This is a genomic window from Micromonospora sp. LOL_023, from assembly GCF_048060115.1.
Lineage (GTDB): Bacteria > Actinomycetota > Actinomycetes > Mycobacteriales > Micromonosporaceae > Micromonospora_E.
In genome coordinates this window covers 1-11,931 of record NZ_JBHMIM010000051.1, presented here as the reverse complement: position 1 = coordinate 11,931, position 11,931 = coordinate 1, and the positions used below count along the sequence as shown (strand labels likewise).

Here is an 11,931-nt window from a genome sequence, read left to right as displayed (position 1 = left end):
GGCGACGTAGGCTGGCCGGCGTGACCATCTCGGCCCCACGACCCACGAGAATCAGGGCTGACCGTCCGGAGACCGAGTTGGGCCGCAAGCGTCGGGCCCGGCGGATGGCCAGGCAACTGGCGTTGACCCATCCGGACGCGCACTGCGAGCTCGACCACGACGGTCCGCTGCAGTTGGCGGTGGCGACGATCCTCTCCGCCCAGTGCACCGACAAGCGGGTCAACGAGGTCACGCCGCGGCTGTTCGTCCGCTACCCGACCGCCGCCGACTACGCCGCCGCCGACCGCGCCCAGTTGGAGGAGCTGATCCGGCCGACCGGGTTCTTCCGGAACAAGACCAGCTCACTGATCCGGCTCGGCCAAGCATTGATCGAACAGTACGGCGGTGCCGTGCCGGGCAGCCTGACCCAGCTGGTAGCCCTGCCGGGAATCGGCCGCAAGACCGCGAACGTCATCCTCGGCAACGCTTTCGACGTGCCCGGAATCACCGTCGACACCCACTTCCAACGGCTTGTCCGGCGCTGGCGGTGGACCGACGAATCCGATCCCGTCAAGATCGAACATGCGGTCGGCGCGTTGATCGAACGCCGCGACTGGACGATGCTCTCCCACCGGGTGATCTTCCACGGCCGGCGGGTCTGTCACGCCCGCAAGCCGGCCTGCGGTGCCTGCACACTTGCCCAGATCTGTCCGGCGTACGGCACCGGCCCCACCGACCCGGCCGTGGCGGTCAAGCTGCTCAAGGGCCCTCGGGCGGGGGAACTCGCCGAGTTGGCCGGGATCCCCGCCGACCTGGTGCCGGCGGCCGCCGTAGCAGACGACACACCATGACCAGCCGCCGTCTCGACCGACGCGCCACGACCGGTGGCCGGGCCCGCACCTGGGCGTCGTGGCGCCGAGCGCTCGCGGCACTGGTCGTACCGCTGCTGCTGGTGGTGTCCGGCTGCGCCGGCGGCCGCAGCGCCGCCGGGACCCCGCCGGTTCCGTTCGCGGACTGCACCGGGTTGACCTCGCCCCCGACCGGACCGGCGGACATCCCGCCGGCCGCCGAGCCCACCACCCGGCTGCCCGAGGTGGCCCTGCCCTGCTTCGCCGACGGCCAGGTGGTCGACGTCGCCGCGATCCGCGGTCCAGCCGTCATCAACTTCTGGGGTTCGTGGTGCGCGCCCTGCCGGGCCGAACTACCGGCTCTGCAACGCCTCGCCGGCCAGACCGAGGGACAGTTGCACCTGATCGGCGTCAACACCTGGGACGACCATGGCCGGGCACTCGCCGTCGCCGAGGACCTGGAGCTGACCTTCGCAAGCCTGGTGGACCGGGACCGCGAGCTGTTGCTGGCGGTGGAGCGGATCGGGCTGCCGCTGACCTTGTTCGTCGACGACCGCGGCGAGATCCGCCGGGTGTACGAGGGCGCCGTCGACGACGTCACGTTGGCCGACCTGGTCGAGCGGGAGTTCGGCCTGACGGTGACGCCGGTGACGTCGCGGTGACCGGGGGCCCGTCGCCGCAGCGACTGCCGTCGTGGTGGGAGCCCCTGCTGACCCGGGTCCGGTCCGCCCGTACCGCCGATTTCAGCCGGCTGCCGACTCCCACCCGGGGCGGCCGACTCAGCGCCGTGCTGGTGCTGCTCGGCGAGGACCGGCCGGGTGAGCCGGACGTGCTGCTGCTGCAGCGGGCGGCCACGCTGCGTACCCATGCCGGCCAGCCCGCGTTCCCCGGCGGCGCGGCCGATCCGCAGGACCGGGATGCCTCGGCGACCGCCCTGCGGGAAGCGGCCGAAGAGGTCGGACTCGAACCGGACAGCGTCACCGTGCTGGCCCAACTGCCCCGGCTGTGGATTCCGGTGAGCGGCTTCGTCGTCACACCGGTGTTGGCGTGGTGGCACCGGCCGCATCCGGTACATCCCGGCGAACCAGCCGAAGTGGCGCATGTCACTCGGATCCCGGTCGACGAGCTGGTCGATCCGGACAACCGGCTTCAGGTACGTCACCCCAGCGGCTGGGTCGGACCGGCGTTCCAACTACGCGGCATGCTGGTCTGGGGCTTCACCGCCGGAGTCCTGTCGGCCCTGCTCGACATGGCCGGCTGGGCCGGCCCGTGGCCGACCGAGCGGGTCATCGAGTTGCCGCCGACCCCACCTACCGGGAGCGACCCAGCGGCGGCGGGGCTTCCCGACACGCTCGGTGACCGGCCGCGTGGTGAATCGCCAACTGTGGACGGCCCGGCGGGCCGATCCGGCTGATCGGCGCCCGGCACCGCGTGGCTGCCGGCAGGGGTACCCGCACGGTCCCCGTAGTCTTGACGGGTGTCCGTCGTCGACGTCGTGCTCGTGTTGCTCATGCTGGTGTTCGCGATCAGCGGTTACCGCCAGGGATTCGTCATCGGGGTGCTCTCCTTCGCGGGGTTCCTCGGCGGGGCTCTGATCGGCCTCCAGATAGGCCCACTGCTGGCACAGCAGTTCGTCGACAACGTGATGCGCGTGGTGGTGTCGCTGGTCGCGGTCTTCGGGTTGGCCGTACTCGGCCAGGCACTCGCCGGCTGGGCCGGCTCCCGGTTGCGGCACGCGATCACCAGCCCCGCCGGACGCCGCGCCGACGACCTCGGCGGTGCAGCGGTGTCCCTGCTGGCGGTGCTGCTGGTCGCCTGGCTGGTCGCGGTGCCACTGGGCTCCTCGGCGATGCCGGGGCTGGCCGGCGCGGTCCGTAACAGCGCACTGCTCAACGGCGTCGATCGGGTGATGCCACCGCAGGCACAGGCGCTGTCCAACGCGCTGCGTGACACGGTCGACACCCGGGGTTTCCCGAACGTGTTCGGTGGGCTCACCCCGACCCGGGTCCGGCCAGTGCCGGCCCCCGACCCGGCACTGGCCGGATCGGCGGTGGTGGCGAACGCGGAACGCTCGGTGGTCAAGGTGCTCGGATCCGCGCCGCGCTGTTCCCGGCGCATCGAGGGCTCCGGCTTCGTGTACGCGCAGGACCGGGTGATGACCAACGCGCACGTGGTGGCCGGCACCCAGACGGTGGCTGTCGAGGTGCAGGGCGAGCGGCACAATGGCCGGGTCGTCGTCTACGACCCGGACCTCGACCTGGCGGTCATCTACGTCCCGAACCTGCCGGCACCGGTGATGCCGTTCGCTGACCGACCGGGACCGACCGGCTCGGACGCGATCGTGCTCGGCTTCCCGCTGGACGGCCCCTACAACGCCCAGTCCGCCCGGGTGCGCGACGTCGGACCGATCGAAGGACCGAACATCTACAACGAAGGCGCCGTCTACCGGGACGTCTACACGATCCGTGCGCTGGTCCGCTCGGGCAACTCCGGCGGACCGTTGGTCGCCGCGAACGGGCTCGTCCTCGGGGTGATCTTCGCGGCGGCGGCCGACGACCCGAACACCGGTTACGCGGTCACCGCGGAGGAGGCAGCCGTGGCGGCGGCTTCGGGAGTGCAGAGCACTCGTCAGACGGCCACCGGGGAGTGTGCCTGACCCCGACGCTCGTGGCCGTACTGTGCGCGCCCGCGGTCACCAGGCGCATCCGCCGGGCCAGCCAGGTGCCGACACCGACCGTCACCAGCACCAGCACCAGCAGCCCGCTGTTGAGCAGACCCTCGCCGTTGCCGGTGCCGCCCTCGTCGACCGGGCTGAGCGCCCAACCCGCGCCCTGATCACCGTCGCCAGGGCTGGTCAGTCGGGTGGAACCACCGGCCAACGCGGGCTGGGCGGGTGCCAACCCCGGAGCTGGGCCGAACCCGACGACCCCCGGCGTCTCGTTGTCGTCGAGCGGATTGCGCGGCACCGGATCGACCCCGGCGGTCAACGCGGCGACCGGGTCGACCAGGCCGAAACCGTAGCGGTCGTCCCGGCCCGGCGGACCGAGATCATCGGCGGTCTCGATGAGCCGGCTCACCACACTGCCCGCCGACATCTGCGGCCACCTCGCCCGGATCAGTGCGGCGGTCGCGGCGACCAGCGGGGCCGCGAAGCTGGTGCCCTGGACCCGCCAGTACCCGCCCGGCCGGGCCCCGACCAGACCGGTGGCGGGGGCGGTGAGAACGGTCTCCGGACCGGTGATCGAACCGTCCCAGAGCGCTTCCTCGTCCCGGTCCAGACCCGCGACGGCGATGACGCCCGGCTCCCGCGCCGGGTACCACACCCGGGACGTGCCGGTGGCGGAGACGTTGCCGGTGCAGGCGACCACCACCACGTCACTGGCGAAGGCGTAGTCCAGTGCGGCGGCGAGTGCCGGGCTGTCTCCGCTGCCGCCGAGGGACAGGTTGATCACCTGTGCTCCGTTGTCGACGGCCCAGCGCACCGCCTTGGCCACGACGATCGCGTCGTCGTAGCGGTTTTCCTCGTCCAGCACCCGGATCGGCAGAATCTTGGCATCCGGGGCCAGCCCGAGCACCCCGCTGTCGTCGTCGCCCCGGCCAGCGATCAGCCCGGCGACGGTGGTGCCGTGGCCCACCGGGTCGGACCGGCCGTCGCCGGTGCCGCCGACGCCATCGCCCGCGCCGTCGTCAGCGCGGTCGCCCTCGACGAAGTCGATCCCGGGTAGCACCTGACCGACCAGGTCGACGTGGGTGGCGTCGACCCCGGAGTCGATCACCGCGACCGTCACGCCGTCACCGGTGGAGTGCTGCCAGGCGGCGGTCGCCGTCAGCTCCCGCAACTGCCACTGGTCGTCGCGGATCGGGTCGTACCGGGCAGGCAGCATCGCCGGTGCGCCAGCGGGAACCGCTGCCGCCGTGCCGGTCGCCGTGCCGGTCGCCGGCATGTCCAGCGACGGCGAAGACGCCGCCGGGGCGGCGAACGCGACCATCACGACGAGCGCCGTCCCCGCGAGGCGGCGGGCGGCGCTGCGTGGATGGCGCGGCAACGGCGTCACAATGTGGCCTTCTCACTCACCCCAGCAGACACTTGCTGCACGGAGATTACCGCGATTTTCCACCCGTAGAAGTAGTCTTGCGAAGACTGGTCGTGGGGGCCGGGCCGGTTGTCGGCAGGTACGCCAGCTGGACGAGACGTGCCCCTTCCCGCCGGGTCACCAACTGGCCCCGGCCGGCTGGCAGCGGCACCGGTCGGACACCGCCGACGAGCTGCCCCTCATCGCGGTCCCCGGACAACACCAGTCCGGTCGCGGACAGCTCCCGGAGCCGTTGGACGACCGGCTCGTACAGCGCCCGGGCGGCTCCGGCGCAGCGCCGGGCCAGCACCAGATGCAGTCCGATGTCCCGGGCGTGCGCCAGGAACTCGACCAACGGCTGCACCGGGTTGCTCGTGCCGTCGCAGACCAGGTCGTAGTCGTCGACCAGGACGAACAGCTCCGGCCCGGTCCACCAGGACCGGCCGGCCAGCTGCTCGGCGGTCACGTCCGGTCCGGGTAGCCGCTCGCGTAGGTAGCCGGCGGCCGAGTCGATCAGCTCCGCGGCGTGTGCCGCCGTGCTGCCGTAGCCGATGAGATGCGCGGAGGTGACCGCGTCGAGCAGCCCACGCCGGTAGTCGATCATGATCATCCGGGCCTGTTCGGGAGCGAACCGATCGGCGATCGAGACGGCCACCGCCCGCAGGAAACTCGACTTGCCGGACTCGGCGTCCCCGAAAAGCAGCAGATGCGGATCAGTCGCGAAATCTACCGACACCGGGCGCAGATCGGCCTCGGCGACGCCGATCAGGAGCCGCAGCCCGTCGGTACCGCTCCGATCCAGGTCGGCGTACGGGAGCAGATCCGGCAGGAGCCGGACCGCCGGTGCGGCCGGGCCCGGCCATCGGTCGGCGACCGCCGCGACCAGGGCGGCGGTTCCGGCGGGCAGGCCCGGCCGCACCGGGTGCACGGTGGACACCTCGGCGAGGGCGCCGAGAAAGTGGAACCCGTCGCTGGTGATCCCGCGACCCGGCTGCTCCGGCACGTTGCCCGCCGACCGCCGCGACACCAACGAGTCGATCGGGTCGCCCAGCCGTAGCTCCAGCCGTGACCCGAAGAGGTCCCGCAGCGCGGGTCGCAGGTCGGTCCAGCGCGGCGCGGAGGCGACCAGATGCACCCCGTACGACAGGCCACGGGTGGCTAGGTCGATGACGGTCGGCTCCAGCTCGTCGTACTCGCCGCGCAGGGTCGGCCAGCCGTCGACGACGAGAAACACGTCACCGTACGGATCGTCGTCGGCCGCGTCCGGGCGGCGACCTCCCGCGGCGGGGCCGTCGCCGGCCAGGGAGCCGTTGGCCCGCCGGACGCGGTAGTCGGCGATCGACTCCACACCGAGTTCGGCGAATCGGCGCTCCCGGACAGCGAGCAGGTTGGCGACCTCGGCGACGGTTCGCCGTACCGCCGCCGGCTCGGCGCGCAGGGCCACTCCACCGACGTGGGGCAGCCCGCGCAGCGCCGCCAACGTCCCGCCGCCGAAGTCGAGGCAGTACACCTGCACCTCGACCGGGGTGTGGGTCAGCGCCAGCGCACAGATCAGCGTCCGGATCAGCTGCGACTTGCCGCTCTGCGGCGCGCCGACCGTGGCGACATGGCCGGCTGCCGCGTGCAGCGACAACCAGAGTGGATCGCGACGTTGCTCCGACGGCTTGTCGACCAGCGCCACTGGGACCCGTAGCCGTCCGGCGAGGGCCGGGTCCCGCGCGGCCAACCCGCGACCGGGAACCTCCCGTACCGGGCCGAGCAGGGCGTCGAGAGCCGGCGCGCTGTCGAGCGGTGGCAACCACACCCGATGGGCCGGTGGGCCGTGCCGGGACAGCCGGTCGACCGTCAGGGACAGCAGGCTGACCTCGGGTTCGACCGGCTGGACGGGTCTCGATCCCGGTTTCGGTTCGGCGGCCGGCAGCGCGGTCGGTGACGTACGGAACTGGTAGATTCTGGGCGTCGCACGGCGCTCGGCGGGCCGCCGTGGCACCGGCCGGCGGTGCGGCCCCGAGACATACGCGGCCCGGAACCGCACCGGCGGATCCGTGCCGTAGCGGAGAAAGCCGTGACCGGGATCGCCGGGCAGCTGGAAGGCGTCCGGCACGCCGAGTATCGCCCGTGACTCCAGCGCCGAGAAGGTGCGCAACCCGATCCGGTACGACAGATGGGTGTCCAACCCCCGCAGCCGTCCCTCGTCCACCCGCTGCGAGGCGAGCACCAGGTGCACCCCGAGGGAGCGGCCCACCCGGCCGATCTGCAGAAACACGTCGATGAAGTCCGGCTTGGCGGTAAGTAGCTCGGTGAACTCGTCGCAGATGACGAGCAGCGCCGGAAGTGGCGGCAGGGCGTCGTCGGTCGCCCGGGCCCGTAGGTATTCCTGCCGGCCGGCCAGGTTGCCGGCCTGGCGGAGCAGGTTCTGCCGGCGGATCAGCTCGCCGGTGAGCGAGTCCGCCATCCGGTCCACCAACGGCAGCTCCTGCGCCAGGTTGGTGATCACCGCAGCGGTGTGCGGCAACCGGTCCAGGGAGGCGAAGGTGGCCCCTCCCTTGAAGTCGACGAGGACGACGTTCAACGCCTCCGGCGGATGGGTCAGCGCCAGACCGAGAACGAGGGTACGGAGCAGCTCCGACTTGCCGGAGCCGGTGGCACCGACGACGAGTCCGTGCGGGCCCATGCCGTGCAGCGAGGATTCCTTCAGATCGAGCTCCACCGGGCCACCGCTGGCATCGACGCCGATCGGTACCCGTAGCTGGCGCTGCGCCGCCGGGCCGCGATCGGGTCCGGCGGCCGACCACCAGCGTCCAGCCGGGTCCGATTGGAGTAGCCGGATCAGGTCGGGCTCGGTAGCCGGCCCGGACGACATCGGGGTGGCGGCGCCCGCCAACCGCAGCGGGGCCAACCGCCGGGCCAGCGCCTCGACCTCGACGACGCCGAGCTGGTCCGCGTCGCCGAGGTCGGTCGACTCGTCCCGGTGCCGCACGGACAGCCGCCCGGCCGGATCGACCGCCAGCTCCAGCGCCGCCGGACCGAGGACCTGGGGGGCCACGGTGCCCAGCTCGATGACGGTGACCCCGGCCAGGTCGTGACGTACCCCGGCGCCGTCGAGCACCACCACCAGATGCGGCCCGATGGTGCCCGGCCGGCCGGCCTCGAACACCCCTGGCGGTATGGACAGCGCCGCCACCCCCGGTGGTGGTGGCGGTCCTGGCCGCGCCGATTGGCGGGCCGCCTCGCGTCCGGCCAGTAGCGGCTCGATGATCTTGTCCAACTCGGCGGCGTCGGTGACGACCATCCGCACCGGGCCGGTGGCGTCGCGATGCTCCGGGTGCCCGGCGTGGGGCAGCCACTTCACCCACTCCCAGCGGTGCCGGCGGTCCGCCGCGGCACAGACTGCGATCCGCAGCTCGTCCGGGGCGTGGAAGACCGCGAGTTGGGCCAGCACGGCCCGGGTCAACGCCGCAGCCGGCGACGTCTGCCCGGCGGCCGGCGACTGGTCGCCACCGGTCGGCTGCCCGGTGACGTGGATCCGGGCGTAGGACCGCAGCGCGACCGCCAACGGCAGGTGCGGCACCATCGCGTACGTGTCGAGAAACCGCCGCAGCGCGGCGGCGGTCAGCGGGTCGAGCTCGTCGGCGGGTCGGCCGACCGGCGGTACGAGTGGAGTCGCGAGCGGTCGTGGCCCGACCCCGATCCGGACCACGCCGAAGTCGTCGTCCGTCGGGCGGCGTTCCCAGACCCGGCCGCTGACGACCGTCGACCACAGGCGTGCCGGATCGGGGTGCCGGTAGCCGGCCGCCGTCCGCTGCCGAATCGCGGTCTCGCGTACCTGCCGGCGCAGGTCGGCGAGGTGCCGCAGGTAGCGGTGCCGGGCGGCGTCCGTCTCGGACCTGGTGGACGCCCCGGCGGCGGTGCTCCAGGAAGTCGCCATCATGGCCAGCGCGGACGCCCCGAACACCGCGCCGACCAGGTACGAGTACGCCCCGTCGCCCCGGCCGAACATCATCGCCGTCGCCACCGAGCCACCTGCCGCCGGCAGTAGCCCGAAGAGCTGGTGCCAGCGCCCGACGGTGCGTCGCGCAAGCTCCGGCGGAGCGGCGATGCGGACCTCACCGGTCGGTATCTCCGGCGCGGGCCCACGGGCAGGTCGGAGGTGGACGATGCGCGACATCGCGCCAGCTAACCCGCTGCGTCGGCTGCTCCGCAACAGACAGTCAGATTCTGTTCCGTAGTGGACAACAGATCGATAGAGTACTCCGGTTCGTTTGCCGTGCTGGATCAGTGTCACGGAGGTGCGATGGTCGACGCGTTGACGAGGATCACCGTGTGCGGACCTCACCGCCGGGCGGACCTCGCGCTGCCCGGCCACGTGCCGGTAGCGGAGCTGCTGCCAGAGTTGCTCCGGCACAGCGGGGACGGACTGGCCGAGGTCGGTGAGCGTCACGGTGGCTGGGTGCTCCGCCGGGCAGACGGCGCGGCGGTCAGCGCTGCGGATCCGTTGGTCGGGCAGGGCGTGTGCGACGGTGACGTGCTGCACCTTGTTCCCGGTCAGGCGGACTGGCCGGAGCCGGAGTACGACGACGTGGTCGAGGTGATCGCGGTCGCTGCCCGTGGGCAGGGCCCGGCCTGGTCCGCAGCCGCCACCCGCCGGTACGCGTACGCCACGGCCGCCGGCTGGCTCGGCGTTGGCTGGCTGGCGTTGCTCACCGCTGGCGACACCGAGTTGGCCACGACGGCCGGCGCGGTGGCGGTGGCCGTCGCGGCCGCCGCCGTGCTCGCCTGCCGGGTGTGGCGGGACGAGTCCGCCGGTGCCGTGCTCGGCGGCAGCGCACTGGCGTACGCCTTCGCCGCCGGACTGCTCGGCGTGGCGGACGGCGCGGCGGTCGGCCCGCGTCCGGCCGACTGGCCGACCGCCATCACGCTGCTGGCTGGCCTGGGTGTGCTGGCCGCGGCGGGGGTCATGATGGCCGTCGGGCTCACAGCGGGCCGGCCGGTCCCGGTCGCGGCGGTCACCGTCGGGGTGTTCGGCGGATTGTCGGCGACAGCGGCGCATACGGTGACTGGGGCGGCGGGGGCGGCGGCCGGTCTGCTGGTGGTGCTCGGCTGCGGAGTAGGGTTGCTGCCCCGGCTGGCAACCCGGCTAGGTCAGGTGCCGGTGACGGGCGTGGTCTCCCTGCCGTCCCTCGATCGGGCCGGCGGTCGCCCGCCGGACCTGGACCGGGTACGGCGTGGGGTCGCCCGAGCCGAGCAACTGCTGACCGGAATGCTGATCGGCTACGCGGTGCTCGCCGCTGCCGCGGGCGTCGTGCTGGTGCAGATCGGCGGCGTGGCCGGCCACACGCTCGTCGGTGTGGCAGCGGTCGTGTTGCTGTTGCGGTCACGGACGTTCGTCACCATTCGGCACCGGTTGCCGCTACTGGTCGCCGGGCTCGCGCTCGCGTCGCTACTGGTGGCCGGTGGGCTGCCGGCCTACCTGTCGATGCAGGTCGCGACGTTGGTGCCGGTCGCCGGGGTGCTCGCCCTGGTGACCGTCGCCGTCGGCGGCAGGTACGCCGCCGGTGAACCGTCGCCGTACCTGAGCCGGGCCGCCGACATCCTGGACACCGCCGCGCTGGTGTCGCTGATCCCGGTCGCCGGTGCCGTGTTGGGGCTCTACCGGTGGGCAACCGGGTTGCTCAACTGAGCAACCCGGTCGGCCGCTCCGGTCAGTGGGCTGCTTCGCCCCGTTCGATGGCTGCTTCGCGGCGGCGGAACGAGGCCTGGATCTCGGCCTCGGCCTCGACCCGGCCGACCCAGGTCGCCCCTTCGACCGACTTGCCGGGTTCGAGGTCCTTGTAGACGACGAAGAAGTGCTGGATCTCCAGCCGATCGAACTCGCCGAGGTGATGGATGTCACGCAGGTGCTCCTGGCGCGGGTCCTCGTAGGGCACGCAGAGAACCTTGTCGTCGGCACCTTTCTCGTCCTTCATCCGGAACATGCCAATCGCCCGGCATCGAATGAGGCATCCTGGGAAGGTGGGTTCTGGCACGAGTACCAGCGCGTCCAACGGATCGTCGTCCTGCCCGAGGGTGCCCTCGATGAACCCGTAGTCGGCCGGATACTGGGTCGAGGTGAACAATGTGCGGTCCAGCCGGATTCGGCCGGTCGCATGATCGACCTCGTACTTGTTCCGGTGACCCTTGGGGATCTCAACCGTAACGTCGAAATCCATCTCACGCTCCCTCGTCGCCCGCGCTGGCTACGGAAATAGAGCGGGCCCGCCGCTCGGGCGTTGCCCCACCCGGCCGTTCCGGCTCCCGCTCGTTTTGTGAACGCAAGTAGTGTCGCCTAGTCGGTTCGTCGGATGGGAGGTGGGGCCGGTGGGGAGTGAAGACTCACAGTCGGGCAAGTCGTCCGCCGAGCCGGACCGGTCGGGCAAACCGGTCGAGTCCGTCACTCAGGGTGATGATGCGGTATCCGAGGGTGGGAAAATGGCGGTCGGGCAACCGGCCGACACTAATCCACCCGACGGAGAGCGGGCTAGTGTTGAGCAGGCGCGCCCATCCGACTCCTCGGTGACCGCATCGCCTCCGTCCTCGGAGGCTGGTGAAGCGGATCCGTCCTTCGACGCGACACCTTCTACAGAAGCGGCTGAAGCAGCCCCCTCCCCGGACCCGGAGCCGGAATTCGTGCCGACACCCGCCGAACCTTCGGCGACGGCCACTTCCGCAGACGCGGATCCGGAGTCGTCGGCGGCCGTGGAGCCGGCGCAGGCACCGACTGTGATTGTGGAGCCGGAGCCGGAGCCGGAGCCGGAGCCGGAGCCGACTTCCGAACCGGCAGCGGTTGTGGAGCCGGAGCCGCCGGCGGCAACGGGGCCGCCGCCGACGACCGCCACCGGCATCGCCGCCGCGCCGCACCGGGGCCGGGCGGGCGTGCCGACGCGGGGGAGCGCGAAGCCGGTGCCAGCCGCTGGGCTGGCACCCAGCGCGCCGGCACAGCCCAGCGCGCCGGCACAGCCCAGCGCGCCGGCACAGCCCAGCGCGCCGGCACA

Annotated in this window: 8 protein-coding genes and 1 pseudogene; 6 read left to right on the top strand and 3 right to left on the bottom strand. The window is 72.4% G+C overall.

Annotated features, from left to right (window positions below):
* Nucleotides 1-11: 11 nt before the first annotated feature.
* The 4 genes from nth to ACFHVL_RS23915 all read left to right on the top strand — a co-directional run bounded on the left by nth (nucleotide 12) and on the right by ACFHVL_RS23915 (nucleotide 3,483).
* Complete coding sequence (nth, locus tag ACFHVL_RS23930) at nucleotides 12-830, top strand: endonuclease III (protein WP_416630706.1); 819 nt, start codon at nucleotides 12-14, stop codon at nucleotides 828-830.
* On the top strand, nucleotides 827-1,489 hold the full coding sequence (locus ACFHVL_RS23925; protein ID WP_416630676.1) for a TlpA family protein disulfide reductase: 663 nt from the start codon (nucleotides 827-829) through the stop codon (nucleotides 1,487-1,489). The genes nth and ACFHVL_RS23925 overlap by 4 nt, the downstream gene beginning before the upstream one ends.
* The gene (locus tag ACFHVL_RS23920; protein ID WP_416630675.1) at nucleotides 1,486-2,241 is read left to right on the top strand and encodes an NUDIX hydrolase; all 756 of its coding nucleotides are present in this window, start codon (nucleotides 1,486-1,488) and stop codon (nucleotides 2,239-2,241) included. The genes ACFHVL_RS23925 and ACFHVL_RS23920 overlap by 4 nt, the downstream gene beginning before the upstream one ends.
* Before the next feature lie 63 nt (nucleotides 2,242-2,304).
* On the top strand, nucleotides 2,305-3,483 hold the full coding sequence (locus tag ACFHVL_RS23915) for a MarP family serine protease (protein ID WP_416630674.1): 1,179 nt from the start codon (nucleotides 2,305-2,307) through the stop codon (nucleotides 3,481-3,483).
* On the opposite strand, the gene mycP is transcribed toward ACFHVL_RS23915, so the two are convergent.
* Together mycP and eccCb are read right to left on the bottom strand one after the other, a co-directional pair.
* On the bottom strand, nucleotides 3,404-4,882 hold the full coding sequence (mycP, locus tag ACFHVL_RS23910) for a type VII secretion-associated serine protease mycosin (RefSeq protein ID WP_416630673.1): 1,479 nt from the start codon (nucleotides 4,880-4,882) through the stop codon (nucleotides 3,404-3,406). The two genes, ACFHVL_RS23915 and mycP, sit on opposite strands and share 80 nt — an antisense overlap.
* Nucleotides 4,883-4,928: 46 nt before the next feature.
* A complete protein-coding gene (gene eccCb, locus ACFHVL_RS23905) occupies nucleotides 4,929-9,068 on the bottom strand; it encodes a type VII secretion protein EccCb (RefSeq protein ID WP_416630672.1) in 4,140 nt (1,379 codons plus the stop codon).
* Between the two features lie 126 nt (nucleotides 9,069-9,194).
* Here eccCb and eccD point away from each other — a divergent pair, with 126 nt between their 5' ends.
* On the top strand, nucleotides 9,195-10,580 hold the full coding sequence (eccD, locus tag ACFHVL_RS23900; RefSeq protein ID WP_416630671.1) for a type VII secretion integral membrane protein EccD: 1,386 nt from the start codon (nucleotides 9,195-9,197) through the stop codon (nucleotides 10,578-10,580).
* A gap of 22 nt (nucleotides 10,581-10,602) precedes the next feature.
* On the opposite strand, the gene ACFHVL_RS23895 is transcribed toward eccD, so the two are convergent.
* Nucleotides 10,603-11,109, bottom strand: a complete 507-nt coding sequence (locus ACFHVL_RS23895; protein ID WP_326549888.1) for an inorganic diphosphatase — start codon at nucleotides 11,107-11,109, stop codon at nucleotides 10,603-10,605.
* Between the two features lie 457 nt (nucleotides 11,110-11,566).
* On the opposite strand from ACFHVL_RS23895, the pseudogene ACFHVL_RS23890 reads away from it, so the two are divergent.
* Nucleotides 11,567-11,931: pseudogene (locus ACFHVL_RS23890) on the top strand (hypothetical protein); the annotation flags it as partial.